The sequence below is a fragment of the Methylosinus sp. PW1 genome, assembly GCF_000745215.1.
GTDB lineage: Bacteria > Pseudomonadota > Alphaproteobacteria > Rhizobiales > Beijerinckiaceae > Methylosinus.
The window spans coordinates 921,435-948,199 of record NZ_JQNK01000009.1; the positions used below are offsets into that span (position 1 = coordinate 921,435).

31 protein-coding genes, 1 tRNA gene and 1 pseudogene are annotated in these 26,765 nt (G+C 62.7%); 9 read left to right on the forward strand and 24 right to left on the reverse strand.

From position 1 onward, the window contains the following. The first annotated feature begins 50 nt into the window (after positions 1-50). The gene (locus K369_RS13730) at positions 51-758 is read left to right on the forward strand and encodes a L,D-transpeptidase (protein WP_036295208.1); all 708 of its coding nucleotides are present in this window, start codon (positions 51-53) and stop codon (positions 756-758) included. Positions 759-983: 225 nt separating this feature from the next. On the opposite strand, the gene K369_RS13735 is transcribed toward K369_RS13730, so the two are convergent. From K369_RS13735 to K369_RS13745, 3 genes are all read right to left on the reverse strand, one after another. Beyond that, positions 984-1,059, reverse strand: a tRNA-Glu gene (locus tag K369_RS13735). A 107-nt stretch (positions 1,060-1,166) separates the two neighbouring features. Beyond that, complete coding sequence (locus K369_RS13740; RefSeq protein WP_036291915.1) at positions 1,167-2,726, reverse strand: leucyl aminopeptidase; 1,560 nt, start codon at positions 2,724-2,726, stop codon at positions 1,167-1,169. Positions 2,727-2,933: 207 nt separating this feature from the next. Further along, positions 2,934-3,860, reverse strand: coding sequence for an MBL fold metallo-hydrolase (locus tag K369_RS13745; protein WP_036291917.1), 927 nt, complete (start codon positions 3,858-3,860; stop codon positions 2,934-2,936). Between the two features lie 299 nt (positions 3,861-4,159). Between K369_RS13745 and K369_RS13750 the strand changes: the two genes are divergently transcribed. Further along, positions 4,160-5,365: an MFS transporter gene (locus K369_RS13750; RefSeq protein ID WP_036295212.1), complete on the forward strand. Its 1,206-nt coding sequence runs from the start codon at positions 4,160-4,162 to the stop codon at positions 5,363-5,365. Between the two features lie 27 nt (positions 5,366-5,392). On the opposite strand, the gene K369_RS13755 is transcribed toward K369_RS13750, so the two are convergent. Genes K369_RS13755 through K369_RS13760 form a run of 3 tightly spaced genes read right to left on the reverse strand, consistent with a single transcriptional unit; the run spans position 5,393 to position 7,648 of the window. Then, entirely contained in the window at positions 5,393-5,932 is a 540-nt protein-coding gene (locus K369_RS13755; protein WP_084570676.1) for an NYN domain-containing protein, read from the reverse strand. A 40-nt stretch (positions 5,933-5,972) separates the two neighbouring features. Further along, positions 5,973-6,116, reverse strand: coding sequence for a hypothetical protein (locus K369_RS26515; protein WP_156967892.1), 144 nt, complete (start codon positions 6,114-6,116; stop codon positions 5,973-5,975). Positions 6,117-6,139: 23 nt separating this feature from the next. Beyond that, the gene (locus K369_RS13760) at positions 6,140-7,648 is read right to left on the reverse strand and encodes a glycosyltransferase family 1 protein (RefSeq protein ID WP_245278199.1); all 1,509 of its coding nucleotides are present in this window, start codon (positions 7,646-7,648) and stop codon (positions 6,140-6,142) included. 228 nt (positions 7,649-7,876) lie between these two features. On the opposite strand from K369_RS13760, the gene K369_RS13765 reads away from it, so the two are divergent. The 3 genes from K369_RS13765 to K369_RS13775 all read left to right on the forward strand — a co-directional run bounded on the left by K369_RS13765 (position 7,877) and on the right by K369_RS13775 (position 11,676). Next, a complete protein-coding gene (locus K369_RS13765; RefSeq protein WP_036291919.1) occupies positions 7,877-8,740 on the forward strand; it encodes a DUF6502 family protein in 864 nt (287 codons plus the stop codon). Next, positions 8,737-9,912 carry a DUF5666 domain-containing protein gene (locus K369_RS13770; RefSeq protein WP_156967893.1) on the forward strand — a complete coding sequence of 392 codons (1,176 nt, stop codon included), beginning with the start codon at positions 8,737-8,739 and terminating at the stop codon, positions 9,910-9,912. The genes K369_RS13765 and K369_RS13770 overlap by 4 nt, the downstream gene beginning before the upstream one ends. Positions 9,913-10,491: 579 nt before the next feature. After that, positions 10,492-11,676: a hypothetical protein gene (locus K369_RS13775; protein WP_156967894.1), complete on the forward strand. Its 1,185-nt coding sequence runs from the start codon at positions 10,492-10,494 to the stop codon at positions 11,674-11,676. Between the two features lie 296 nt (positions 11,677-11,972). Here the strand turns inward: K369_RS13775 and K369_RS13785 are convergent, their stop codons facing one another. The 5 genes and pseudogenes from K369_RS13785 to K369_RS13800 all read right to left on the reverse strand — a co-directional run bounded on the left by K369_RS13785 (position 11,973) and on the right by K369_RS13800 (position 15,092). Next, positions 11,973-12,695 (reverse strand): hypothetical protein, encoded by a 723-nt coding sequence (locus K369_RS13785; RefSeq protein WP_036291925.1) that lies wholly within the window; start codon positions 12,693-12,695, stop codon positions 11,973-11,975. Between the two features lie 75 nt (positions 12,696-12,770). Beyond that, entirely contained in the window at positions 12,771-13,451 is a 681-nt protein-coding gene (locus tag K369_RS13790) for a hypothetical protein (protein WP_156967895.1), read from the reverse strand. Positions 13,452-13,681: 230 nt separating this feature from the next. Then, positions 13,682-13,927, reverse strand: a complete 246-nt coding sequence (locus K369_RS27740; RefSeq protein WP_245278200.1) for a hypothetical protein — start codon at positions 13,925-13,927, stop codon at positions 13,682-13,684. Positions 13,928-14,398: 471 nt separating this feature from the next. Next, a pseudogene (locus K369_RS28280) lies at positions 14,399-14,794 on the reverse strand (DNA cytosine methyltransferase); the annotation flags it as partial. Further along, the gene (locus K369_RS13800; protein WP_036291930.1) at positions 14,763-15,092 is read right to left on the reverse strand and encodes a hypothetical protein; all 330 of its coding nucleotides are present in this window, start codon (positions 15,090-15,092) and stop codon (positions 14,763-14,765) included. The gene K369_RS13800 and the pseudogene K369_RS28280, both read right to left, overlap by 32 nt. A 235-nt stretch (positions 15,093-15,327) precedes the next feature. Between K369_RS13800 and K369_RS13805 the strand changes: the two genes are divergently transcribed. The 4 genes from K369_RS13805 to K369_RS13820 all read left to right on the forward strand — a co-directional run bounded on the left by K369_RS13805 (position 15,328) and on the right by K369_RS13820 (position 17,465). Beyond that, positions 15,328-15,573: a hypothetical protein gene (locus tag K369_RS13805; protein WP_036291932.1), complete on the forward strand. Its 246-nt coding sequence runs from the start codon at positions 15,328-15,330 to the stop codon at positions 15,571-15,573. 176 nt (positions 15,574-15,749) lie between these two features. Next, the gene (locus K369_RS13810) at positions 15,750-16,028 is read left to right on the forward strand and encodes a hypothetical protein (protein WP_036291934.1); all 279 of its coding nucleotides are present in this window, start codon (positions 15,750-15,752) and stop codon (positions 16,026-16,028) included. Between the two features lie 111 nt (positions 16,029-16,139). Then, complete coding sequence (locus K369_RS13815; RefSeq protein WP_036291936.1) at positions 16,140-16,508, forward strand: hypothetical protein; 369 nt, start codon at positions 16,140-16,142, stop codon at positions 16,506-16,508. A gap of 99 nt (positions 16,509-16,607) precedes the next feature. Further along, the gene (locus K369_RS13820) at positions 16,608-17,465 is read left to right on the forward strand and encodes a hypothetical protein (RefSeq protein ID WP_036291938.1); all 858 of its coding nucleotides are present in this window, start codon (positions 16,608-16,610) and stop codon (positions 17,463-17,465) included. A 42-nt stretch (positions 17,466-17,507) separates the two neighbouring features. On the opposite strand, the gene K369_RS13825 is transcribed toward K369_RS13820, so the two are convergent. From K369_RS13825 to K369_RS13880, 13 genes are all read right to left on the reverse strand, one after another. Continuing rightward, positions 17,508-18,713 (reverse strand): RNA-guided endonuclease TnpB family protein, encoded by a 1,206-nt coding sequence (locus tag K369_RS13825; protein ID WP_051949287.1) that lies wholly within the window; start codon positions 18,711-18,713, stop codon positions 17,508-17,510. Positions 18,714-18,867: 154 nt separating this feature from the next. Next, positions 18,868-19,554: a hypothetical protein gene (locus tag K369_RS13830; protein ID WP_036291939.1), complete on the reverse strand. Its 687-nt coding sequence runs from the start codon at positions 19,552-19,554 to the stop codon at positions 18,868-18,870. Next, on the reverse strand, positions 19,551-19,982 hold the full coding sequence (locus K369_RS13835; RefSeq protein WP_036291941.1) for a hypothetical protein: 432 nt from the start codon (positions 19,980-19,982) through the stop codon (positions 19,551-19,553). Before K369_RS13835 ends, K369_RS13830 begins: the two co-directional genes overlap by 4 nt. After that, positions 19,979-20,995 (reverse strand): hypothetical protein, encoded by a 1,017-nt coding sequence (locus K369_RS13840; protein WP_210165052.1) that lies wholly within the window; start codon positions 20,993-20,995, stop codon positions 19,979-19,981. The genes K369_RS13835 and K369_RS13840 overlap by 4 nt, the downstream gene beginning before the upstream one ends. Before the next feature lie 107 nt (positions 20,996-21,102). Further along, positions 21,103-21,282: a hypothetical protein gene (locus tag K369_RS26525; protein WP_156967898.1), complete on the reverse strand. Its 180-nt coding sequence runs from the start codon at positions 21,280-21,282 to the stop codon at positions 21,103-21,105. After that, positions 21,282-21,788 carry a hypothetical protein gene (locus K369_RS13845; RefSeq protein WP_036291945.1) on the reverse strand — a complete coding sequence of 169 codons (507 nt, stop codon included), beginning with the start codon at positions 21,786-21,788 and terminating at the stop codon, positions 21,282-21,284. Before K369_RS13845 ends, K369_RS26525 begins: the two co-directional genes overlap by 1 nt. A gap of 28 nt (positions 21,789-21,816) precedes the next feature. Continuing rightward, the gene (locus K369_RS13850) at positions 21,817-22,287 is read right to left on the reverse strand and encodes a hypothetical protein (protein WP_036291947.1); all 471 of its coding nucleotides are present in this window, start codon (positions 22,285-22,287) and stop codon (positions 21,817-21,819) included. Then, positions 22,284-22,496, reverse strand: coding sequence for a hypothetical protein (locus K369_RS13855; RefSeq protein ID WP_036291948.1), 213 nt, complete (start codon positions 22,494-22,496; stop codon positions 22,284-22,286). Before K369_RS13855 ends, K369_RS13850 begins: the two co-directional genes overlap by 4 nt. After that, positions 22,493-23,341, reverse strand: a complete 849-nt coding sequence (locus tag K369_RS13860) for a hypothetical protein (RefSeq protein ID WP_036291950.1) — start codon at positions 23,339-23,341, stop codon at positions 22,493-22,495. Before K369_RS13860 ends, K369_RS13855 begins: the two co-directional genes overlap by 4 nt. 184 nt (positions 23,342-23,525) lie before the next feature. After that, the gene (locus K369_RS13865) at positions 23,526-24,257 is read right to left on the reverse strand and encodes a hypothetical protein (RefSeq protein WP_036291952.1); all 732 of its coding nucleotides are present in this window, start codon (positions 24,255-24,257) and stop codon (positions 23,526-23,528) included. 10 nt (positions 24,258-24,267) lie between these two features. Continuing rightward, positions 24,268-25,278, reverse strand: a complete 1,011-nt coding sequence (locus tag K369_RS13870; protein WP_036291953.1) for a PcfJ domain-containing protein — start codon at positions 25,276-25,278, stop codon at positions 24,268-24,270. Next, positions 25,275-26,549 carry a hypothetical protein gene (locus tag K369_RS13875; RefSeq protein ID WP_156967899.1) on the reverse strand — a complete coding sequence of 425 codons (1,275 nt, stop codon included), beginning with the start codon at positions 26,547-26,549 and terminating at the stop codon, positions 25,275-25,277. The genes K369_RS13870 and K369_RS13875 overlap by 4 nt, the downstream gene beginning before the upstream one ends. A gap of 2 nt (positions 26,550-26,551) precedes the next feature. Then, positions 26,552-26,761, reverse strand: a complete 210-nt coding sequence (locus tag K369_RS13880; protein WP_036291958.1) for a hypothetical protein — start codon at positions 26,759-26,761, stop codon at positions 26,552-26,554. Between the last annotated feature and the right edge of the window lie 4 nt (positions 26,762-26,765).

Consider the following 26,765-nt stretch of genomic DNA (forward strand, 5'->3'; position numbering starts at 1 on the left):
CGCCGGAGCATTCTCTGGCCGGGCGACAGGACATGGGAAAGTCCGAAATCATGATCATGAAAGATGAGATGGCCGACGCCGGCGAAAATGAGGACGCTCTGCTCGGGCTGAGGTCAGGAGGCCTCGACCGCCGGTCGTTTCTGTTCGGCTCCGCCGCCGGTCTCGGCGCGCTGGGGCTCGCCGGTTGCGCGACCTCCGACCGCGTGATCCCGGCCGAGGTGGCGAAGCTCTACGGGCCGGCGCCCCACGAGAAGTTCCCGATCCCAGCGGTCGATCTCCGCAAGGTCGATCCGAAATATTATCGCCAGACGGTGCGCTACGACACCAAGGAAGCGCCTGGAACGATTATCGTCGATCCCGGCAATTACTTTGTCTACCGCATCGAAGGCGACGGAAACGCCACGCGCTATGGCGCCAATGTCGGCCGCGCCGGCTTCCTGTGGAGCGGCGAAACCTATGTCGGGCGCAAGGCCGAATGGCCAATCTGGACGCCGCCCAAGGAGATGATCCTGCGCCAGCCAGAGGCGCGCAAATATGCCGCCGGCATGCCGGGAGGTCTGGACAATCCGCTCGGCGCCCGCGCGCTCTATCTCTATAAGAACGGCGTCTATACGGTCTACACGATCTACAGCACCAGCGACCCCGAGACGATCGGGACCGGCGTCACCAGCGGCTGCACCGGCCTTCTCAGCCAGGACATGATCGACCTCTATTCACGCACGCCGATCAAGACGAAAGTGGTGATCCTGCCGGCATAGCGAGAAGCGCCGCCGCTTTGCCGGCGTCCGCAACGATCGCCGGATTTGTGGCCGGCCGCCGAAAGCGGCCAGCAGATCGTCGGGGATCCGGCGCGTCATAGAACTCATCGCCACGCCTTGCGACGTGAGTCGGGAGGCGCATTTCGTCCTCGTTGGCTTGCTTTCGAGCCGGCCGGACGACGATGCGCGTTGATTTCCGTGGGGCTCTGCCGCTTCGGGCTGGCTTGGCGCTCCCTACCGGACTCGAACCGGTGTTTTCGCCGTGAGAGGGCGACGTCCTGGGCCACTAGACGAAGGGAGCGGACGAGGGGGTCTATAGACTGCTCCGGTCGGTCGAGCAAGAGGTTATCCGAACCAAATTGCTCGTCAATCACCGCCCCGCCGAAGCCCGGCGGGGCGGCCTTCTCGTCAGGCCTCGTAATAATCCTTCACCAGGCGGTCCAGCAGCCGCACGCCCCAGCCGGAAGCCCAGCTCTGGTTGATGTCGGAGGCCGGGGAGCCCATGCCCGTGCCGGCGATGTCGAGATGCGCCCAAGGGGTCTTGTCGACGAATCGCTCCAGAAATTGCGCCGCCGTGATCGAGCCGGCGTGGCGGCCGCCCGTGTTCTTCATATCGGCGAATTTCGAATCGACGAGCTTGTCATAGGCCGGCCCCATCGGCAGCCGCCAGAGCTTCTCGCCGGTCGCCTTGCCCGCGTCGAGGATGCGGCCGGCCAGCTCGTCATTGTTGGAGAAGAGGCCGGCGTGCTCCTGGCCCAGCGCGACCAGAATGGCGCCCGTCAGCGTCGCCAGATCGATGATGAAGGCGGGCTTGTATTTCTCCTTCACGTGCCAGAGCGCGTCGGCGAGCACGAGGCGGCCTTCCGCATCGGTGTTGATGATCTCGATCGTCTGGCCGGAGAGCGAGGTGACGATGTCGCCCGGCCGCTGCGCCTCTCCCGAGGGCATGTTCTCGACGAGGCCGAGCACGCCGATGACATTGGCCTTGGCCTTGCGCGTGGCGAGCGCGTGGAGAAGGCCGGTCACGGCCGCGGCGCCGGCCATGTCGCCCTTCATATCTTCCATGCTGGCGGCCGGCTTGATGGAGATGCCGCCAGTGTCGAAGCAGACGCCCTTGCCGACGAAGGCGATGGGCTGCGCGCCCGGGGCGCCGCCGTTCCAGCGCAGCACCACCACGCGGCTCGGATGGACGGAGCCCTGGCCGACGCCGAGTAGCGCGCGGAAGCCCAGCGCCTGCAGCGCCGGCACGTCGAGAATCTCCACCTCGACGCCGAGAGCGGCGAGCTTGGCGGCGCGGCGCGCGAACTCTTCCGGGAAGAGAACATTGGCCGGCTCATTGACGAGATCGCGGGCGATGACGACGCCTTCGGCGAGGCCGAGCGATTGCCCGACCGCGGCGCGCGCGGCGTCCGGGTCGGCGATGGCAAGCGCTATGTCGCTCGCGCCGTCGCGCTCCGTATCGTCCTTTTTCTTTTTGGTGCGATAGAGGTCGAACTTATAGGCGCGCAGCTCCGCGCCGAGCGCGAATTGGCCGGCCGCCGCGGCGGGGTCGGCCGGGGCCTCCGGCGGATCGAAGACGACGAGCGCATTCTGGCCCTGGCCGAGCTTGGCGGCCAGCTGGCCGCCGAGGCCGAGGAAATCGTCGAAAACCTCGGCCTTGTCGGCCGCATCGCCCTCAGTGGCGGCGCTGACGCCGACGACCAGCAGGCGGCCGACGTTGGGAAGCCCCTGCGGCGCATAGAGATCGAGCGAGGTTCCGCGCTTGCCGGTGAATTTCGCCGCGGCGGCGGCGCGGGTCAGCTGCGGAAGCGCCTCTTTGAGAATGGTCTCCGACTCGGAGCCGAAGCGAAGCTTGGCGCCGGCGAGAGCAACGAGGACGAGAGGTTTGCCGCCGTCCTCCGAAGCCGTCGCCAGGCGTCGCTCCGCCTCGCCGAAAGACACAGTCTCGATTTTCACATAGGCGGACATCTTCTAACCTCTCATAGGGAAAACAGGCGCTTGCCGCATTTGCGCGGAGTCGTTGCCGCACTATCGTCCCGACGGCGCCGAGGGTCAACGCTCGTCCGAATTCGAAAGCGATCTCCGCCGGCGACGCCCTCGTCCGGAGCGGGACCGTAAATAAGCCGAAGGCGGCCGTCGCCGGCCGCCTTCGCGTGGATGGGAAATCGTCTCGGCTCAGCGCGCCGCCGTCTTGGTCTTGGCCGTCTTGACTTCGGCGTAGAGCCATTTGACGAAGCGCTCGGAGCTCTGCTCCGCATTCGGAACCTTGGCGTCGAACTCGGCCGTCGGCTTGGCGGCGATGACCTCCTCCAGCGTCTTGCCCTGATCGACGAGCGCGGCGACCTTGTCGCGCACGGCGATGATGAGATCCCGCTGGGCGATGAGCGCATCGCGACCGACGATCGGGCCATGGCCGGGCACGACCTTGGTGTTGGGACCGGCGCGGCCGATGGTGGCGCCGAGCCCGTCTATGATGCCGGCGAGCGTGCCGCCATTGTTGAGATCGACGACCGGATAGCCCGTGCTGCGGAAATAATCGCCGACCGCGAGAATGTCGTGCTCGGGGAAGAAGACCAGCGTGTCCCCGTCCGTATGCGCGTTGCGGATGGGAATGAGCCGCACATGCTCGCCGTCGATATGAATCGTGACCTGATTGTCATAGGTGACGACAGGCAGCGCCTCGGCCACGGCGGGCTTGCCGGGCGTTCCATCCGCCGCCGGATTGGGATTCTGAAGGCGGGCGCGCAGCTGATCGCGCGCGAAGATCAGCGCGCCGGCCTTGGCCAGATTCTCATTGCCGCCCACATGGTCGCCATGCACATGCGTGTTGACGAGGAAGCGGATCGGCTTGTCGGAGATCTTCTTGATCGCCTCGACGATCTTGTCGGTCAGCGGCGCGAATTGCGAGTCGACGAGCAGCACGCCCTCGGGGCCGCTCAGCACGCTGATCGCGCCGCCCTGCCCTTCCAGAACGTGGAAATTCGGCGCGAGCTGCGTCGTCTTGATTTCGACCTTGCTGAAGTCGGGGCGCTGCTGCGCCGCGGCCGCGAGAGCGAAAACGCTCGCGGCGAGAACGAGGGAGGCGCGGGCGATCTTATGCATCGTCGGGAGGCTCCATTAGCTGACTAATATACTAGGAAATAGACATATGCGGCCCGCGCCGACAAGCGATTTTTTGGTGGGGCCGTTTATTCTCGCTGACAAAAGCGGGAGAGAATAATCGAGCGACGACGCGCGCGCGTCGCGGCGATTTTCCACCCCCTCGGCGACGCCGCGCGCGTCTTCGGGTGGACGACGAAGGCTTCGCCTTTTATGAATCGCCGCCTCGGGCGGTGTGCAGCCCCGAGTCGGAATTCCCTCTCCAGCCGCGGCCTCGCGCGCCGAGGGAGAAAGGCGTCCCCTTGAGCAGATCCGTCGCCGATCGGCCGGAGGCCGGCGCGCCCGCATTTCCCGTGCTGGGCGCGATCAGCTTCTGCCATTTTCTGAACGATATGATGCAGTCGCTGCTGCCGGCGATCTATCCGCTGCTGAAAGGCGGGTTCGATCTCGATTTCGGGCAGATCGGCCTGCTCAGCCTCGCCTATCAGATCACCGCCTCGCTGCTGCAGCCGCTGGTCGGCCTCTACACGGATCGCCGCCCGCAACCATTCTCGCTGGTCGTCGGCATGGGATCGACCCTGTGCGGCCTGCTCGGCCTCGCCTTCGCGCCGAGCTATCCGGCGCTGCTCGCGGCGGCGATGCTGCTCGGCGTCGGCTCCTCCATCTTCCATCCCGAATCCTCGCGCATCGCCCGCATCGCCTCGGGCGGCGCGCATGGCCTCGCGCAATCGCTGTTTCAGGTCGGCGGCAATTTCGGCTCCTCGCTCGGACCATTGCTCGCCGCATTCTTCATTCTGCCGCGCGGACAGAGCAGCCTCGCCTGGTTCGCGCTCGTCGCGCTCGCCGGCATTTGCGTGGTGACGCCGCTCGGACATTGGATCCGCAGCAATGGCCATGCGCGCAGCCGGTCCGGCGCGGCGACGCGCGCCAGCATGGGGCTCTCACCGGCGCAGCGCCGCCGCACGCTCGCGGTTCTCATCGCGCTGATGTTCTCCAAATTCGTCTATCTCGCCGGGCTCAGCAATTATTATGTCTTCTATCTGATGAGCCGTTTCGACACGTCGCCGCAGGACTCGCAAATCTATCTGTTCGTCTTTCTCGCCACATCGGCGGGAGGCACGGTCATCGGCGGCGCCCTGGGCGATCGGCTCGGCCGCAAGCGCGTGATCTGGGGCTCCATTCTCGGCGTCCTGCCCTTCACTCTCGCCCTGCCCTATGTCGGCCTGCCGGCGACGGTCGGCCTCAGCGCGGTGATCGGCTTCATGCTGTCCTCGGCGTTTCCGGCGATTCTCGTCTATGCGCAGGAGCTGACGCCCAATCGCATCGGCGCGGTCTCGGGCCTCTTCTTCGGCTTCGCATTCGGCATGAGCGGCCTCGGCGCGGCGGCGCTCGGCGCGCTCGCGGATCGCACGAGCATCGAATTCGTCTATCAGATCTGCTCTTTCCTGCCGCTGATCGGACTGCTCGCGATCTTCCTTCCCGCAGGCGACGCAAAGGCGCGCGCGTGATCGCCAGCGCTCTCCTCGGCCGCTCGATCAGCCGACAGTCGCGATGGAGACGCGTTTGATCTTATCCGCTATGGCGCCGATATCGATGAAGTCATCGGCCTGACGCCGTAGCTCCTCGGCGATGATCGGCGGGTGCGTCTTGATCGTGGAAGCGACGGAGACGCGCACGCCCTTGCGCTGAATCGCGCCGATGAGCGATCGATAGGCGCCATTGCCCGACACCAATGTCATCGCATCGACATGCTCGGCCATCGCCATGGCGGCGACGGCGAGATCGACGTCTATGCTGCCTTTGAATCGCCGCCGACCGAAGCCGTCGACTGTTTCCGCGATCGGCTTCGCGACGACGACATAACCATTATAGGCGAGCCAGTCCGTCAGCCGATTTATGGCGCCGTTGGATTGCGTGTCGCTCAACGCCACATAATAGAAAGCCTGGGCGGAGGACGCCTTTCCGCGAAGCGCGCGCAAAAGCCGGGCGTAGTCGAGATCTATGCCGAGACAGCTGACCGTCAGATGAAGATTGGCGCCGTCGATGAATATTGCGCTTCGATCGAAATATCGCATTTTCTGTCTCGCATCCGCATGCGCCGCTCGGACGGCGGCGTCAAAAAAGCTCGAAGACGAGAATTCCGAGAATCAGCAGAAAGCCGGCGAGATCGACGACGACGAGCCCATTGGCCAAGAGCCGGAGAATGCCGTCGGCTCTCTCGACCAGCGGCTGGATCATCATGATGATCGACAGATTCATGCGGGCTCCTCTTGCGGAATGTTTCAAAAAGCGCTCGGCTCATCGGCCATGAGCGGGCCATGCGCGGCGAAGCCGGACGCATTCGCCGCGCCGACGATTCGCGCCTGATAGGCGTCTCTCGTCACCAGCTCCAGCAGCGCATCCGCGGCGTCGTCCCATGTGAGATAGGAAGCTTCGCCGCGCGTCGGCGCCTCGCGCGAGAGGCGCAGAATTTCATGGGCGAGATCGACCGAATCGAGAAGGTCGAAATAGCGGACATCGGGGCCGGCGATTTCATGAAAGACCGGAATATCCGAGGCGATGACGGGAATTCCACGCCGGCCGGCCTCGACGAGCGGCAGGCCGAATCCCTCGACCATGGACGGAAAGATCAAGCCGCGGGCATGCTCATAGCAATGCCGAAGATCGGCGTCGCTCGCATCGTTCAGCCAGAAGAGACGGCGGCCGAGCTCGGGATGATCTTTTATCTCGCGCTGAATCGCCTCGCTCTGCCAGCCGGGACGGCCGATGATGACATAGCGCGCGTCGAGAACATCGGAGCGCCACAGAATATCAAAGGCTTCCAGCGCGATCGGATAGGCTTTTCTCGGCTCGAGCGTGCCGACGCTCAAGAAGAAGGGCGTGTCGCCCGCTGTTATCTCACGCGCCTCGGCGGAGACGGATTTTTCGGCCTGCTCGTCGAAATCGGCGCCGAGCCGCCACCAGCCGACGCGCAGATCCGGCTTCGTCCGCGCGCCTTCACGCGAGATATGAGCGACGACGTCATCGGCGACGCTTCGCGATACGCAGAGGATGCGATCGCTCTTCAGCACGACGGATTCGAACCATGTTTTGAATTGATCCGTCATCGGCGCAGCGACGCTGAGCGGCTGCGTCAGCGGGATGAGATCATGGACCAGGGTCACGAGCTGTCCGCCCGCGGCCGTGAGCTTTTCGATGATCGGAACATATTCGTCCGTCACCAGCCAGCTCGCGTCCACGATCAGGAATTTGTCGCCCTTGCGAAACTCTATGGGCGGCAGCGGCGCGCGGCGCTCGAAATAGGGCGCGAGCCGTCCATTCTGGATCACCACGGGAAGCGCGCCTTCCCCACGCATCGAACGATTTGCGATCTCGCGAACGACGCGTTGAATTCCCTGATTGCCGCCATGTCGATAGGTCGGCGTCACATCGATGAAGAGGCGTGGCGATGTGGAGTCGAGAATGGCGCAAGTCGGATCGTCGTCGCCCAGCGGATTGCGCGGATGCGGCGGCGCGGGAATGCGCTTGCGCGTGCCGTCATGCAGATGCGCCAAGCCCAGGAGGCGCGTCGCGGTCCAGATGAATTCCTTGATCTTCAGATAGCAATGCGCAGTGACGGGATCGATGGCGCCGGCGACGCGCTGGCGATGCAGCTCGAGATGCTCTTTCTGGATTTGCGCAGCGAGATAGAGCGCGATCCGCGTCGCGTCATCCTGCTGGCGGCCAATGTCGCCGAGAAGCCCGGCGGAGCCTGCGTTTTTCAGAAAATCCGGTACAGCATGCATGTTCATGGCTCGAAGTTTCCCGAATGCTCCGACGATCGCCGCCGCCTCGCGCCCTTCGACCACAGCCGTCATCGGCATTTTGTCGAGAAAGCGCGTTTCGAGCGTGACATTCGCCCATATCCGCCGACCCTTCGCGCAGCGTGGGAAAATGTCCCACGCACTCTGCGAACAAAAATCCAGCCTGTCAAGAGCGCGTGGGATTGTGTCCCACGGCGTCGCGGGTTAGATTCGATCATGGCCGATAGCGAGGACAATGGGCTTACCGACGCCGCGCGCCTGCAACAGCCGATCGCCCGGCTGCTGCGCCCGCTCGTGCGGCTGCTGATTCGCTACGGCGTGACATTTCCCGCGCTCTGCGAGCTGCTGCGCGAGCTCTATGTGAATGTCGCGGTTTACGACTGCGCTCTGCCGGACAAGGAGCAGACCGACAGCCGCATCAGCCTGCTCACCGGCATTCACCGCAAGGAGATTCGCCGCCTCCGAGAGGCCGGCGCGCCGGTGAGGACCGTTCCCGCCAGCGTCTCGCGCACCTCGCAAATCGTCGCGCTCTGGCTCGGCGATCGGCGCTTCGCCGATCGGAAAGGCGCCCCGGCGCCGCTGCGGCGCGCCGGAACGCCGGGGCGCGGTCCGACCTTCGAATCACTGGTCGAGGAAGTGACGCGCGACGTGCGGCCGCGCGCCGTGCTCGACGAATGGCTCGATCGCAAGATCGCATCGCTCGATGCGGATGGACGCGTCGTGCTCGGCGAGGCGGCCATCGCGCCCGACAAGGGCGACGAGCGTCAGCTCTACTATTTCGGCCGCAATCTCCACGATCACATAGCGGCGGCGGCCGCCAATATCGTTCAGGAGCCGGCGCCCTTCATGGAGCGCGCCGTTCATTATGAAGGTCTCTCGGAAGCTGGCGCGCGGCGTCTCGAGGCGCTGTCGCGCGAGCTGGCGATGGAAGGGCTGATCGCGGCCAATCGCGAGGCGCAGACGCTCCAGCGCAGCGACGAGGAAGGACGCTGGCGCTGGACCTTCGGCGTCTATGTCTATCGTGAGGACGAGCGGCCATCGAGCGAGCCGGCGAGCGGAAAGAAGGGCGCGCGCGCGTGAGCCCGTTCCGCCATCCGACCCGACGGCAATTGGCGACCCTGCTCGTCTCGCTTCTCTCTTCCGCAGTGACGCGCGCGCAGGCCGCGGGCGACAAGCCCAAGGACAATGGCATTGGCGGAACCGGCTATATCTCCGTCATTCCCGACCGAGACAATGGCATTGGCGGAACCGGCGTCGTCGGAACCATTCGCGCTTTCGGCAGCATCATCGTCAATGGGCTTCGCGTCTCCTATCCTGCGGACGCCGAGGTGCGCATCGACGGCCGCGCGGCGAGCGTCGGCGATCTGCGCATCGGCCATGTCGTCTCGCTGGTGGCCGTCAACGACGGCGGACGATCGACCACGAATAAAATTCAGATTCTGCGCGAGGTCGTCGGACCGGTGGAGCAAGTCTTCGACCATGGCTTGCGCGTTCTCGGCCAAAGAATCGAATTCGGACGCGGCGCCAGGATCGAGAAGCCGAGCGCCTTCGCCATCGGCCAGCATGTGGCGGTGAGCGGCCTTCGCCTGCCGGATCAGACGATCGTCGCGAGCCTCGTGGAAAGAGTGGAGCCCGGCGCCGCCCAGCTCGTGGGCGTCGTCACGCGCGCGTCGGATCGACGGCTCGCCATCGGCGCGCAAGCCTTGTCGGGCGTCGCGGAGGCCATGCTCGGCCAACGCATATTGGTGCGCGGCGCCGCCGCGAATGGAACGCTGGACGTGACCTCGACCTCCGCCGACGCTTGGCTCCCGCGCGGGCCGAGCAATTTTCTCGTCGAGACCTATCTCGAACGGCGCGGCGGAACCGTGAAGACCGCGAGCGGCCTGACGCTCGGCCGCGGCCACGACCTTTCCTTCCAGGGCGTGGCGCGCGCGGTCGTCGACATAGATGCGACATCGGCGGGCGGCTGGTCGATCCGCTCGCTGACGACGAGCGAGACGCTCGGCAAGCGCGGCGCCGCCAAGGAGCAGCGCGAGATCCCGGAGCCGCCGAGCCCGACGCGCCGGCCCGCGGACACGTCCCCTGGCGTCGGCGTCGAATTTCCGTCCGGCCTAGACCCTTCGGCCGCGCCGGGCGGCTATGGGACTCCTGCAATTCCGACGGGGCCGGTCGGTCACGGCTTTCCGTCTGGGCCGGGCGGCTTCGGCGGCGGCGGCGCGCCGGGTCCCGGCCTCGGACGACCGGGACGATGATTTGCGCGTGTAAAATTCTAAGGCGGCGGCGGAAAGTCGCGGGGCAGCTCGAGCGCGTTGCGAGCGACTGACAAACTCAAGCGGAGAGAGAGCGCCGCACGGCGAGATTCGTGACCGCGCCAGCCATGTCACGGCTGCGCCAACGGAAGCCAGGAGCCTCTATTTTTCAGCAGCTTGAATGGTACCGCCACCCCGACTTGAACGGGGGACCCCCAGATCCACAATCTGGTGCTGAAGCAATATTTTGGGGGCAAATACTCTGGATTTATGGTTAAAAAGCTGTTTGATAGCTGAAGTTTACCACGGAATCCCCTATCCATAAGGGGAAAGTGTGCTCCGGCCACCGTTGCCCCACCGTTGCCCCCGTTGTATTGACCCCACATGAAATTGACGGTCAAAAAATTCGAGGACGTTATCTCTGGTCCGCCGGCCGAGGTCCGCGACGACGCCTGCCCCGGCCTCATCCTTCGCCGCCGGGCGGCGAGCTGGCGATGGGAAATCCGCTGGTCTCCAGGCAAAGGATTCAGCCACAAAAGAATCGACTTGGGGAATCAGGCCGACCTCGCCGAGGCACGGGCTTTGACTGATAAATTTCGCGCCATCGAGCGCAACCTGCGTGGCTATGCGCCGGGGGATGTGCTCGAAGAGTTCGAGCGGCACATGAAAGCGTTTCGCGAGCGGAAAGCTGGATTGATGCCGCGGCTGCGCATCCGCGAGTCCGTCCCCGTTCCGCCGTCGATCTCCTACCGCGCCGCCGTTGACCTCTGGCGCCCCGAGCTTTTTCGAACGAGGCGAGAAAGGACGGCCAAGGAATACTGCTATGCGCTGACCGGCGCCGAGTTCCGCCCGTGGCTCGACCGTCCCGTCCGCAATATTCACCGATCCGACGCCGCCAAGGTGGTCGCCGCGATCGCCCAGCGCGGCGCGGAGAGACATGCGGAAGTCGTCGCGGTGACGATCCGCGGTCTGTGGCGCTTCCTCGGCCACGACGCCCGACGCGCCGAGACCGGCGTCGATCCTGAGGAAATGAGAGGACTCCGCGCTCCGGAGAGGACGCTCGTCGAAGACGACGACGAATCCGAAGGACTGCACGTGCCCGACCGCAAGGAGATCGGCGCCATCATGCGCTGGCTTTCGTCCGCCGATCTCCTCGAACGCGACCGCCTCGCCTGCCGGCTCCTTATATATACCGTCCAGCGACGCCGCTCTGTCGCCCTGGCGCGCCGCGCCGACTTCAAGGCTTGCGGCGCCGCCGGCGGCGTCTGGCGCATTCCGCCCGCGCACAGAAAGGCCGCATCGAGGGCCAAGCGCAAAGGAAACCTTGTCGGAATCCACCTCGTCCCGCTGCCGCCGTCGGCATGGACCGTCGTCGAGGAGGCGATGCGAATCGCCGGGGATTCCGAGTGGCTGTTCCCCGCCGTTCGCAGCCGACGCGCCGACCAGCCTGCGACGACGATGAGCGAGTCGACCCTCACTCATATTTTTTCCGATATGCCGACCGCCGCTTCGCCGCACGACATGCGCCGGGCGTTCGGAACTACATATCGGCTTGCCGCCGGTCTGCGAAAATCCGACGTCGGACTGCTGTTGGATCACGGAAAGCGGAAATCCGAGGACGAATCCACGCAGAAGGCGACGCGCGATCATTATGCATTCGACGGCGGCGTCGATCCGGAGGTGTGGGATCTCGTGCGGGGCTGGTGCGATTTCGTGGACGCGGCGGCAGCCGAACGTCAGGACGCCGAAGAAGTCATGGAAGCATGAGGCTTCGGCGAGTGTCGCGGCCCGAGGATCTCCCGGTCGGATCCCATCGCTCCAGGCGGCGATCGACCTCGGCCCGCGCCGCCTCGATATCGGCTATTCCCTCGGCGACGACGACTCCATCGCATCGAATCTTGTAGCCGTCCGGACCGACCCAGATTTCATGGACGGTCTCGTAACAGCGTTCTTTCTCAGGCATCCACATCTCTCCGAACCGGCGCGACCACGCAGGCGACGTTTACGCGCCATGCTATGCGAGTCGCACGGCCTTCGGCGAGTCCGACGGCGGATGCCCGATGCTATGGCGTCAGGAATTCAAGAGCCCAGGATCCCGGAGTGTCCGCGAGAGCCTCCGCTTCGAGGCGGAGGCGTTCGGCTTCCTCTTCCTCTCGCTGGCGCGCCAGATCGCGGACACGGGCCTCCCATAAATCCAGGCACTCCTCGATTTTAGCGGCCCGATTCGAGGCGCGGCGCAGCGTCGGCTGGATGTAGTCGACCGCAGGAAACGGGAGTTCCTCGACGCCATCAACGATCCGCCTGACATCCCATCGCCCGACGACGAAGACGTTCTTGTGTAGGCGGAATCCGACATCGCCGTGACGACGCCGCGCTGGCCCGAATATGTCGCAGCGGAAGACCGGGACGCGCCCGACGTCCAATTCGAGACTGGCCGACATTATCCGAGTCGCACCGCCCTCGGCGAGTTCCGCGTTGAATTCGGGGTGAATCCGATATTGGCGACAATAGGGATCGACGAGGTCGTCTGGCGCCGGGATCGATTTGCAGGAAATCTCGGCGTCGGGGCCGGTCAATTTGATTGTCAAGCCCGCCTCTCGGATAGCATCGACAATATACTCGATATAGCCGCCGACGTGGTTGGGAAACGATGAAATTGCTTTCCAATTCCACTCGGCGTCGCCGGAAAACAATTGAATGGCGAACGTCCTTTCCGGACGCCGCAGGTCCTTCACGATCCGCAAGAAGACGGCCCGAATAAAGTCGTCATCAAATGTCGTCGCCATCACACGCGTCCCGAAAACTCCACTTTCGGGATTCGTAGGGCGATTCAGTGGACGCCTGGTAAACAGCTAAGGTAATCAGTCCCTCAAGAATTCGAGCACCCACGAGCCGGGCGTGTCGTAAGGCTCGGCATCCCGCTCCGCGATCAGCCGATCCCGTTCGGCGACATGACGATCCCACGCCGGCGCGTGCTTCGCGACGATTTTTGCGCGATGAATTGCGCGGCGCAGCGTCGGCTGCACATAGTCGATCGCCCGCAGCGGCCTGCGATAATGCAGAAGAACGGAAACTTCGATCACGTCCCATCGTCCGACGACGTAGACGCCCTTGTGCGCGCCAAAGCGAGGGTAGCCGTTCGCCTCCAGCGCGAATCCATAGAGATCGCAGAGAAAGATCGGGACGCCGTCCACGTCGGACACCTGCTCGAGCGCCGTTATCCGCGCCGCGTCGGCGTAGAGCCCAGGGAATGTCTCGAGACCATGCTGGCGGCAGATCTCGTCGATGATATCGGATGGATCAGATATCGCAGCCGAGGAGATCTTCGCGTTCGGGCCGTCGATCCGAATCTTCAATCCCAGCCCGATGATCCGTGCAATCAATCCGGGCACGAGCCATTCGACGATCCACGTCTTCGCAGGCTCACCGTTCCAATTCAGATCACCGGCAAGAAGCGCACACTCGGTATCTCCAACATGTCCGAGCGCTACCGCATGTGAGCAGACGCGGCGCAGATGTTCATGCGAATATTCCGTCGCCATCGATCACTCCTCTCCGGTCGGCCAATAGCTGATCCGCGTCCCCTCGCGATCTCCGGATTTCCAGTGATCCCGCCGCACGAATCCCCTCCTGCAATCGGTGCATTCGAGAATTCTCAGGCAGTCGATTTCATCGCTGCCGTCGCCGTCCATGACGGTTCTCGAATGCTCGCCGCGGACGACGAGCCTCCTGTCGGCGGAGCAGAACGGGCAGTGAGCCTGGATTTCGCGCATCACGCGGCCTCGCTGGAGTCTTCGTCGTTGGCATACGGCAGCAGGTGACCGAACGGATGACCTTGCATCTTCGCTGCGGCGATCACGATGTCGATCGCGGAATAGTGGCGCGGGAGGATCGCTTCGATGAAGGCTTTGGCCTGCGGCGCGACGAGCGCGTTTCCGTAACTTTTGATGATTTCGGCTCGATCGACGGCCGACAACGAAGCGCCGTCCCGTATTCCGGCGGCAACTCCATCAGCCATCGGACGAACTCCTCGTTCAACTGGGCTCCACCGTCCATCCGCGCGGAGGAGCCAATCAACATCTCTCCATTCGCCGTTAGTCGGGCCGGGACGTAGGTCTCCGGATTCGACTTGCATGACGGATTCGCGAGTTGCACGACGTCCTCCAGCCTCGATCCCTTGGCCCGCTTCGAGTCCCCGTAGGCGGAGTTCTTTGCGACGCGCGGCGTAGTCCACGGCGCGAGCAATCTGGGATCGATCTCCGTCCCGTGATTCGGCGACCCAATAGAGCCGCTGACGGGGCTGCGGCGCACCGTAGCCGCAAGCCGGGGCAGCCAATGACCCGAAGGCGTAATGTGATCGGTCCAGGTCAGATCGTACAACGTCGACCCAAGCTCTGTCACTTGATCCATCGTCCTTTCGAGCAGCCACTCGGTCAGCTCGTCGGGGTCGTCCAGCCGGTCCAATGATGAGCTTGCCGGCGACCTGCTCTCCGATGACGACGGAAGGACGACACGCGTCGATGAGCGGGTACCAGACCGGCCATAGATTGCGCTCGCCGTCGTTCCCTTTTTTGAGGCCGATGACGGAGTAGTCCTGGCACGGACATGATCCGGTCCAGACGGGCTTGTAGTCGGGCCACCCGGCTTGTCGGAGGGCGTAGCTCCAGACTGCAACTCCTGCGAACCAATGACACTGAACAAATGATCGAACGTCATCTGGCGCGACATCTTTGATGCTCCTCGTGTCGATTTCGCCATCGGCTATCAGCCTCGCATTCATAAGATTACGCAACTTATCCGCACGACGCGGATCGACCTCATTGTAGTACGCGCCTTTCTTTTTCATGCTCCACTCACTCGCCTCCCTTGCCGCCCTCGCCGCCATTCGACGCCTGAGCCGAAGCGGAATCGAAATTCTCGTCGCGCAGACGCGTCAGGGCGACTTCGAGCGCCGTCTTCCGGACGCTCATGGCATCCCACTCGCGCACCAGCATGTATTCGAGCGATCGCCGCAGCTCGGGCGATATCGGGTTCTTGCCGGTCGAGACATGACTAAATGTCGACTGGCAGAAGCCGGTCTCCTGAGCCATCCGCCTCTGCCATCCACGCCCGTAGAGCGTCTCACCGAGCCCCACCAGAAAACTGGAATGAGCCGTCGGCTTCTTCGTCGTCGGTTTCGCCATCCGTTCCACCACCCCGATTTGCACGAATCATCATCTCAATCATAATGAGCGCCGATGCCGCTAATGGCAACCGGAATCCGCGCAATGAAGATATCTGAATATGCGCTCAATCTCGGATTTTGGTAAATTTTAGCAAAACGTGAAAATGGCCGTTGACAGGACATGTATCAATCATCATATTGAAGATAGTAGACGGCGGCCGCAGCGGACGTCCGTCGGGATCAGGAGACGGGTCATGAGCAAGATCTTTATCTTCAACGGCGCGGGACGCAGCGAGAACTATCATTTCGAAACGGACGGAACTCCGTACCGCTGTGACGGACGGGGGCCGTTCAAGCAGCGCTTTCTCGTGCGCGAGCTGCCGTCGTCGGAGAATGTACCGTGCGGTCGCGTCGTGCTGCCGCTGCGGACCGGCCAGGAATACGTCACGCCCGAGCGGCTCGAACGACTCTATGAAGAGCAGGAGCGCAACAGATACTGACATACCGACGCGTGATACCGAGTGAATGAGTTTTGCCGCTGAACAAGCGGATGATTTTCAGACCGAGCCGCGCCGGGATAATGCGCGGACCGGCGGGGGATTTCCTTCGCACACACGAATGACCGCCAGTCCCCGAAGCATGGTTGCAACGAGTTCCAGCGCAAGGAGACTTCCGGATGGAGTCCAAGCTCACAATATTCGCCCGCCGCAACCGTCTCGGCGATCGCGTCGTCTCTGTCTATCCCGGCGATCACGCCGAGCGAGTTCGGCTGCAAATCGAGGCCGGCTACATGTATGCGGCCGCCGGCGTCTACCTCGTCGTCGCCGTCGAGCGCGAGGACGCCCGCAGCGCCCTCATGAGCGCGTTCGGGATGGTCTGGTACAACGCGGCGAAGCCGGCTCTTCGTGAATATGAAGCGAAATATGGCGTCCTGCCGCTTAAGAAAGCCGCCTGAGACGACCGCCAGCCTATGGCGCCTGGAAGCCTCGGCGTCATTCACGGGCGATCTCACGAGAACCCACGATTCTCCCCTTGAGGGTCCATCAATCGAATGAGGACTGCGAACATGGGTAACAATCCCTACAGATGCATAGACGCCGACTACAAGTTGATGGACGGCGAAGCTCACTTTGCGTCGATTTCCATCCGCTACGGCTTCAATCGGGTCATGGCGCGTATCGAAATCGTCGGCGTCGGCGAATTCTTCGGGTCGTTCGAAGGCGTCCTGGACGGCCACTACGATTGGGAAACGCACGCGGTCAAAAGGGCTTTGCGCAAACTTCGACAGCGCACCGACGTTCCGGACAAGTTCAAATACGCGATGCTCCGCTACGGCAGTCGTGGATTCTATTCGGCATTCTGGGATGTCGGATATCCCATCTTCGACCTGTCATGGCGCAAAACCGCGGACAAGATCGACAGCATTTCCGCATAGCCGCGACCGCCAGCTTATGACGCCGAGATTCCCGGCGTCATTCACGGGCGATCCCCGAAGCGTGAGTGCAACGAGTTTCAGTTCACGAGGAGAGCCATCATGGCCAGAAAGTTTTGGAAAGTCGTCTGCGCGAAACGCAACGGATGGACCGATGAGCAGGTCGAGGCGTTTTGGGGTGAATACGCCGCCCAGAGCGACCGCATCTTCTTCGATGAAGGCAGCGCGTGGCAATTCTGCGACGAGCTCTATCACAGACTAGGGGACATCGACGGCTTCTCGAACGACCCCGAATTCGATGTCGAGCAGATCGATGAGGCCACTGCGACGGACGCGGGGTTCGACACATATTCCGGAGTCTCGATCGCGCCGGCCGAAGGCGACGGCTCCGGCAATTATTACGACGTCACGCTCACCGACGAGCGCGCCGCCGAATTCGACGATTTTGAGCCGCAGACGGAACGGGATCGCGACCGGATCACGTCGATTTACGTGATGTTCGACCCGGAATCGGAGTCGGTCGAGCTGAGCGGCGCTTATGAGCCGAAAAGCGATCTCGGCCGTATCGAGCGCGCGATTTTTTGGGAATTCAAGGACTGGGTCGCGGCCCGGATCGCCGAGGATCGCCGGGTCGAGGATGACGACGCGCCAGAGACGGCGCCTTCCATGAACGACCTCGACGCCCGGTCGACTCCCGAAATCCTGATCTCCGACGCCGAAATCGTGGCGCTCGTGCGCCGCGTCGTCGAGGATGGACGCGGCGGCGTTTTGGCGAGGGCCGCCCAGGTTCCGCGGATCCTGGTCTACGGAAATCATGGCCCGAACGACAGGATCGCCGCCGCGCTGGGCTATCGCAGATTCTCCGGCTGGGAACCCATTCCCGGCTGGAAGGACAAGAATGGATTCTTCGGGGACGCCGAGACGGCGGCGCCGAAGGCGTTCATTCAAGTAGAGGATTAACGTCTTCCCCGGCCTGAAGGCGCGAGGATTTATGCGGAAGGCCTACGCGGCCTTCCGAGATTCTCGGCGTCGAGCCGGAGCCCGCACCGAAGGCCGCGTTCCGGCCTGAAGGATATTGATGGCCGCATTCACGTCGGCATGAGCCTCGTGTCCGCATTCGACGCATCGGAACGATGCTTGGCTTTCGCGATTGCGAGCGTCGATATGGCCACAGTTGGAGCATTTCCGCGAAGTGTTGCGCGGATCGACCTTCACCAGCACGCCGCCGGAAGCGGCGAGCTTGTAGGTGAGGAATTCCTCGAATTGACCCCAACCCTGCTCGAGGATGGAGCGGTTCAGTCCCGCCTTCTGGGCGACGTTCTTTCCCGGCTCTTCGACCGTGCCCTTCGCGGACGCCGTCATACTGGCGATGTTCAGATCCTCGATGCAGACCGTGCCGAAGCGGCGAACGATGCGCGTCGTCTGGACATGGTTGAAATGCTCGCGGACGCGGGCGCCCTTGGCGGCGACGGCGGCGATCCGCTTGCGGGCGTTGCCGCAGCGTTTCGATCCGCGCCTGCGCCGGGACAGGTCGCGCTGGTGCTTCCTGCGGCGCCGGTCGAGGACGGCGAGCCGCTCCTTGCCGACGGAGAAGAACTGCTCGCCTTCGAGCGGCGACGACATGGCGATGGAATTGGCGACTCCTCTATCGATGCCGACTGCGGGCGCGATATTCGCCGGGGCTTCATGTTCGATCTCGCGGGCGAAGGAGACGTGCCAGCCGAGTGGATCGAGCGAGACGGTGACGTTCTTCAGCTTCCCGATCATCGGTCGGGTGTCGCGGAAGCGCACCCATCCGATCTTCGGAAGCCAAACCCGGCTCCAATTGCGATTGAGCTTCTCGACTTCGATATCGCGCCCTTGGAAGCGGAAACTGTCGTTCTCGCCCTTGCGGCGTGGCGTCGGATATCCTGAAATTCCATCGAAGAACCGCTGGAACGCCTTGTCAAGGTCGCGGAGAGCCTGCTGCTCGCAGGTCGCGGATACTTCCCTGATCCAGTCGAATTCGGCTCGCAGATCCGTCAGTTCGAGGCATTGCCCAGCGTATGAAACATGTTTTCCTTCCGTCCGAAGATGCTGCTTCCAGAAGGCTTCGCGCTGGTAGAGGGCGGCGTTGTAGACGGTGCGGCAGACGCCGGCGAACTTCCGGAACATGAGTTCCTGTTCGTCGGTCGGGTCGAGCCGGTATCGGAAGCCGCGATTGATCATGATTCGACTGGTGAATTATGCGCGTGAAAATTCAAAGCGATTTTTCACCGCCGCTATCGCTCCCCGGCCTGAAGATCGAGGACTCTTGCTAGGAGACAGCGTAATCCACGCTCCGTCCCGGTCTTCCAAAACCGATTTTCCGACAATTCGGGCTTTAAAACTCGTTTTCCGACCGCGAAACCGGTTTTCCGACTTTTCGGACCTTTTCCAGCGCCTTCTCGAACGCCGCCATTCCTTCCGCGACCACCTGCGCCGGGTCGAGACCCTGAGCACGGATTTCCGCATCGAGTTCCCCTTCGGACATCGCCAGAATGCGCTCGATCTCCGCATTGTCGTCGCGCCATCGTTCCAATGCCGCGACGGCAACATTCAGCGCAGCCTCCTCAAGGAGTCCGGATTCCCGAACATGATCGATCACGGCCTGCATCACCGCTTCGGTGGCATCCTCGCCAGCCGGCGCCTCCCGCAGCGCCTTCTCGACGACGGCGGTGACCTCGGCTTCGATATTCCTGGTCGTCGTCATCCCCGTCTCCTTCTCTTCCGGTATCAGTCCCTGCATCAGTTCACATGCATCGAGATTCCGCCTCGTCAGCGACGCATAGGCTCGCTCGACGTAAGGACGCCAGTTCCGCAGATGCTTCGCCGCCGGGAACAGTCCTCGGGCGATCCCGACCATGAATTCCGGAGCGAGCCTGTCCACGTCGACCGCCCCGAGCGCGGCGTCAAGGCCGTCCTTGTCATCGTGAAAATGCCGCTCGATCATCGCGACGATATCGTCGTCCGTCGGCTGCTCGACGTCATACAGCGATGCGATCCAGGGGGGCGTGGCGGCGTCGGTCATGCGGCGTCATCCACCACGCCGTCATGATCATCTGACTTTGTGGAAACCTTCTTCAGTTCCTTGATCCTCGACGATAGCTGTTTGAGTTCCATCGAACTCCAGTAGATATTGCCGCGCTTTTTTACATAACCCCCTTCATCGGGTCGATAAACCTTGAATTCGAAATTGGATTCCGCATTCTTCAATGAATCATATAGGGCTCCGCGCAAGGTGTTCTGAGGGACATCCTTGTCGGCATCGACCTGGATGAGCAGCCTCATTCGCTTTTTCGCCTTCGATTTCTTCTCACGACGCCTTCCGATGACGAAATTGTCGGAAATGGCCTTCGCCGTCACAGTGCTGATATCCTGCCCAGGCGCCCTGACGCGCAGCGCCTCGTTGACCACGGCGGTGATCTCGGCCTCGACATCCTTCACATTCGTCGTCATCTCGCTGCGCCCTCCCTTTTTCCCTCGATCTCCGAAACCGCAACATCCAAGGCGTCCAGCAGCCCGCGCTCTACGATCTTACGCAAAGCGTCCTTATCCGAGATCGATCCGTCCTTCGGCGCCCAGTCGGCTTCGATGCCGAGACGTGTGAGAATTGTGCTTTGGTCGATGCTCGGCAGATCGTTGAAGCGGCGGATGACGCAGATGACGAATTCGCGTTCCAGCGCCATGAATTCGGATGTCGAAACGATCTCGATCTTGAAACCGTCGTGAAACGACATCGGCGCGAAGGGCTTTCCGTCGTCGAAGACCAGTTGCGCCTCGCCGTTATCTTCCAGCGCCAACGCCGACGCTATCGCGACCCACGCGCTGGGAAGGACGTAGATCGTCTTCCCGCGCAGGAATACCTTCCATCGCGTCGTCGACTTGGAGGATTTCGCCTCCAGGACTCCGACCGACATGCGCTCGAAATATCGCGGGATTGGAGATGGCGCGGCGACGGCTCTCGCGCAATCCGCCAGCGTCGGCGTTTTGGCTCTCGGAAAGGCGACGGAATTCGTGGAAGCGCCGGCACCTGTTTTCAGGATTGGCGATAAAATTCCGTCGAAGGACCAGCCAGACTCCATCATTTCACGGGTGATCTGCGTCATATCCCATGCCGGATCGCGCCTCGCCTTCACCTTGAGATCGCCGAGATCGATCGGCTTCCCGTCTACGAACGCCGCCGTGAAGTCGCCGTCGTTTCCGCCGATATCGACGCCGACGACGAGCTTCCCGGCGTCCTTCAGGCGCTTCAATCTTTTCCGGCGTCGCTTCGCCTCGGCCGCCGCGATGATCGGCTTGGCCTTCTCCGCCTGCATCCGCCGGCGTTGCTCGGCGTCGATGCGTTCCCGTTCCTCGCCGGCCGCCCGAGTGCGCCTGCGTTCGGATCGCTCCTCGGGCGTCTCGAGGAACGGACCGGTTCCGCTCCACAGATGCGGCGCCAGTGCGATAGCTGCGAGCATGTTACGCATCTTCGAGTCCTTGTTCGGTATGACGACTCTGGTCCCGCCTACAAGCCCGGCGGGCAGGGTTGAATTTCAGGCACCACGAACAAGGAGGTGAATCGGGCGCGTGAAAATCACAAGCCGTTTTGAGCAGGTGACTCGATCCGCCGCATTTCTTTCCACATCGCAACCTCGCGAGCAGCATGAGCCTCGACGTATCTACCCCACGCCTCTATCTTCTCGTCATCGGTTTTTGCATGGGCGAAATCTAGAAGAGCCTTCTCGACAGGATCTCTTTCATTACTGGATTCCATCACTCGATCTCCCTGTAGGCGATGACATTCCGAGCCGGGAATCGTTTTATGCTGAAGCGTCCAGACTGATTTCCGCCCGCCAGATAGGGATTCCCGTCTTCATCGAGGGCACGGACGGTGCCGACATGATGCGGAAGCACCGCGACGGCGCCGGGATGCGGCGCCGTCGGTCGTCCGACGCGCGCCCAGTCCCGAGCTCGCAATATCCAATAGTGCCGCCCCGTCGCCTCGGAAGCGACGATGCTCATCGCCGCACCGCACCATGGCCCCCGAAATCCCGTGAAGTTCCTCGCGCCGACATATCTCTGCGCGACGGCCAGCAGACTCCCGCCGCCGGCAATGACCGGCAGGGACGCATGCGCCCGCGATCTCGATTTCCGGACCTGCGGCGCCGGCGGCTGCGGACCGCCGAACAGGCCTCCGAAGAAATCCTCCAGCGGATTGGCGGCGGCGAACTGCACCGTCAGCAGCAGCACCAGGACGACAAGAAAAAGGATCGTGATCACGGCGCGGGCCGTCCATGGATTCGATTCATCAACATGCGATCCTCTCCTTTTCCCTCAGGCTCCACATCGTCTCCACCGCGTCCACGACGACGCCCTCGGATGCATATCGAACGCGATGCACGGGCACACCGGTCTCGAAGGAAATGACGCCGAGCGATTTCCCCTGCGAGCGCAGTTCCCGCAGCCGCTCGATCTCCTCCCGTCCCGGCGCCCTGAACCTCGGCTGGACGCCGGCGCGGCGCAGACACATCGACACCGCGGCGGTGGACACCCCGGCGCGCCGCGCCATCTCGGCCTGCGGGATACCCTCATCCCGCCACCTCAAGGCGTCCTCGCGCCTCAGGCGTCGATTGGGATGCCCGGCAAGCTCCGGCGCCGCGCAGCGGACGACCTGTGCGACGGCGTATTCCGGAATCCCGGTCGCCTCGGAGATCGCCGCATAGCCCAGTTTCCGCTGCCGCAGATCGAGGATCGCGGCGACTTCCTCCTTCGGCGTCATCGCGTGTCGCCTCCGGAGTCCTCCAGCGCCTTCTCGAGGACATGGATCCTTTGACGCAGCGTCTCGTTCTCCTCGATCAGCGGCGCGACCTTGGTGGCGTGAACCTCCTCGAGCACCTGCTCGATCAGGCGCCCGAGAGCCTGCGTCACGATGGATCCCTTGGCGAATTCGAGAGCCTGAAGACGCAGTTCATTGGATCGCTTGCTCATTGGGAGTCCACTCCCTTGCCGAGAACGCGAAGCCGCTCGATTTCGTGAAACAGCGCATCGGCCTGCGAGTAGCTCCCCGTTGCGACGCCGGCCTCGAAGGCCATGCGGACGACCCCCGCATTCTTGCCGTCGGGATCGTCCAGCAGGCCGAGGATCTCCGTCAGAGGATCGCCGCGATATCTGACCAGATCGCGATGCCAATGTTCGCGCTTTTCTTTCAGCCACCAGACGATGCGGGAAAGCCGGTCATCCTCCGATGTGCGGGACAGGGGATCGAATTTCGACGATGGAGCCGCGAACGGCGAGCCCTTGGTAGCCGCCTTCTTGTTCCAGTATTCGGGGGCGTATTGCACCCATTTGCCGTCGGGGGCGATGAGAAAGATCGGGATGAAACCGAGCGCCTCGCTGTCCCAGATCGCATGACAGCCGTTGCGATACGGGTCCAGCCATTCGAGAGGCGTCGTCTCGAACGCGCGCTCGCTGTCGCTCCTCGACGCCCCAAGATCGATGACACAGAACCCGCTCTCGTCTTCTTTTCCATCCGAGCGCCGAATGTCGTCCTTCCCGATCGGCAGCACGAGTTCGTAGTAGCAAATGCGATTATAGGGCTCCGACCCGGTATGCTCCCACCGCAATTGCAGGCGCGGCGCCGGAAGACCCTCGGGAAGGCATTCCTGCGGCGGATCGTAATCCACGCGAAGCGCGCCGTTCAGTTCGCCGTGTTCCTGGGCGAGCTCCGTTTCTATTCCGTCGACTATGCCGTCGACAATCCGCTTTTCGAGACCCTTGGTCGCCTCCCTCGCCAGGGCGCGGGCCTTGGATTTCCAGCTAATGGTCTTCGACATCCCGACGTCCCTCCACCACCGTTCTTCGATTGAGATATCGGGTGAAGGGCAATCGATTCGTCGTCAAGCTGCCTTACAACGGACAGGACTCCCTCACTCATGGCGCCGGAATCGTAACGACCGACTATCCATCGTGCGCCGTCCTCGGGATCGATCTCAGGCTGGTCGTCAATTGTCGTCATGATCACCGTGCCCACTGCCGCGTCGCCAGGATCTCCTCGGCTCGCTCGTATGCGTCATCCTGATCATCGTAGCGTTCGTTCGCGAAGGCGACGATGGCCGAGGCATTCCATGTCTCTTCAACGCGCCACGACCCGTTCAGGAATTCGAGGGCGTCGGCTTGAAACGTCTCTCCCGAAGGCGCTCCGGTGCATTCGTCGCCGTCCGCATAGCCGACGATGACCGGATACCAGCCGTCTCCACGCGTCGGCTTGACGTCGCCATAGTCGTCCTCGCTGATCGCCTTCCAGGGATAGACGGCGGGACCGTCCTTCCTCAGGATGCCGGCGTTCATCTGCTCGACACGCAGGAGCGCATGCAAGATACAGTGCACGATCGCCATGCTTTCGCGCTCGCGGATCAGATGTCCGTTGTTTTGGAGATCGACCGCGAACACGCCGTCGAACAGCGCCGGCGGGAATTCCTCGATCATCCGCTCGTCGGCGCCGGCGCGATGATAGTCGGGTCCAATGTCCGCGTCGCCCGAAATCCCGCACCATCCCGAGCGATACCACCAGCCGGGGAATATCGCCTCGACCAGATCGCGGGAGCCTTGCAGCGAAAACACGCGATCTTGAACGGATGCCGATCGTTCTCCGATCACCCGGCGGATCTCGAACGCGAGTGCCCCCGTCGGCGCGTCCTCGCAATTCTCGATGGCCCTGATCGCTTTCTTCAGATTCTCGATGCGCGACATGTTGATCTCCTTATTCCGCAGCGACAGGCAGCGACAGCGATTGGTTGACTCTACGATCCAACACGTCGATCCACGGCTGCCACTCCGGAAGCGGCGGGAGATTGTTGACGGCCTTGACCTGTCTGAGATTGGTGGAGTGATCCCGCTCATATAGGAAGATCATCGACCTGCCGACCTCCGCCGTCAGGAACACCTGCATTCCCTTGTCACCGCGATCCTTCCGTAGCGACCAGATGCCGAACGGCGGCGGCTGAAGACGGGCGCCGACGTAGCGATCATAGGAGCCGCGCCCGACGCAATGGCCCTGGCTCTCGGTCTCGCGCCGGAGTTCGTCCGCCGTTTCCAGGCGAATCCAATACATGCCGTCTTCGAGCACGATCCTCTCGCCGGCGCCGGTCTCCTTGCGCGACACCGTGATCGGAGTGGCATCCGTGCGTTGGATTTTCCGACCCTCGATAGCGACGTGCCACTCATGCGAAGCACGAAGAGCATCGGCCATCGACATTCTGGGAACCTTGAGCGCCTCGCGTGTCGGAAGCGAGCAGAACCAGTCGTAGATGTAGTTCATGTCGCGAATGGCTTTGTTGACGAACAGCATCAGAAGCCATGGCTGGCCGTTGAATGAAATTCGCAAACCTGAATAAGGCGTTGGATCGTCCACACTGTTCGGATGGAACGTCGGGCTTCCGGCTTTGAGACACGTGTCGTCGTCGATGCCGGGAATTAGCGTCACTGGACGCTCCACATATCCACGTCGGGAGAGCCTCATCAAATCGTCGCCTGCAATGACGAAGTTGTCGATGCCGCCTCCGTTCTGCGGGCGCGCCACCAACATCTGCAATCGGACGACCTCCTTCACGAAGCGCCGCTTCACGAAGAGACGCCAGGCCTCTATTCTCTTCATGCCGATTGAAAGGCCTTCGGCGCAGGTGATGACAATGCCGGAGTGGCCGGCCATGCCGTCGACGTCCGTGACATTCACCTGCATCCTGTCCACGTAATCGTAATTCGCGAATTTCATGACGCCCTCCTCCCGTCATCCAGCGGCTCCAAGGCGTCCACGACGCGCCGGGCCAGATCCATATTCCAGTGATTGCTGATCGCGATCCTGATGTCGCGGCTCTCGAGGACGGCTCCGGAAAGAGCCTCCGAGACCTTGTCGAACAGGGCGGCGCGACGCGCATGACGTCCCGTCGGATCCGTATTCCGCTCCCAGTGATCGGCCACCATCGCGAGCGCCTTCCGGAGACAATTCAGTCCCGGCGCGGGATCTTCGAACGCATTCAGCGTCCCGAAATTCCCCGGCGAAATCTCGCCGGTGACATGCGCGAGGCAGGATCCGTCGGGCTTGCGCTCGATGAGGATGCCGTATTTCAAGGGATCGAGGCTATTTCCGTCCATGAGAACCTGGAACATCCAGTCCTTCAGAATCGCCCGAGGCGTTAGGACGGCTTCCCATCTGTGGCCGTGGGCTTCTATCGGCGCCGCCGACGGAACGATTTCATGCGGATTCCTGAATGCCCAGTGATCGGCGAACTGGCGCAGCCCGACTTCGACGATCTCGATCCACGGCGTTCCGAGCGGGAAGTTTTGCCCCGACGACGGGATCTCCCCGAAGTTCTCGCGCCCGATCTCGCCGCGAACGCGGATATAGAGATCATCACCATCGTTTTCGCCAACGTTCAATTCCGCGTCGATCAGCTTGCCGTCGAGAAAGATCGGGAGATCGACTACCCACCCGTATTCGTTCGCGAAGCGATGCCTGATCTTCTTCACGCTCCACTGGCGACCGTGGAATTCAAACGGCTGCGAAACCGCCTTGATCTCGAAGCGGTCTCCGAATCTTCCGCTCTTCCTCACCCTCATGGTGATTTGGCTGATGTATTGCTGGGAACATCCGAGCCGTATCGCGATTTCCGAATTCGGCACTCCGGATCTGTACAGGCGCCCGACCTCGAGAGTGTCGATCCTCGAAGGCAAGGGTGCCTTCTGCGTCACCTTCTGCGTCACCTTCACCCGCATCCCGGTGCATGCATTGAGAACGACGCTCTCGGGCACCCCGGTCTCCTTCGCGATGACGCCGATGCTCTTCCCTTGCTCGCGAAGCGCTCGAATGCCGGCATAGTCGTATTTCGACTGCGAGCCGTTGACTGGAAGCACGCCAGCCCTTCGAAGGCATATGTAGACGGTGGCCTCCCTGACTCCGAACCGAGCCGCGATGCCCCCGACGGAGACACCCTCGTTGCGAAGGCGCATGGCCTCGGCGGGATCGAGCTTCCTTTTGTTCGCCACGTTCACCCCTCCACCTGTTCCGCCATCATTTCCGCACGCGCCCGCGCCAGATAAGGCTCCTGCAATTCGTCCGAGAGAAAGCCGAATCCCCAGGGCAGCAGCGCGCCCTTTGCCCGGCATTCGACTTCGAAGATCCGTGCGGCGCGTCCGTAGACTTCGAAGTCGATGACGGTCGGCGCGTCGGACTGCTTGGGTTGTTTGCGCTTGGCCATCGCG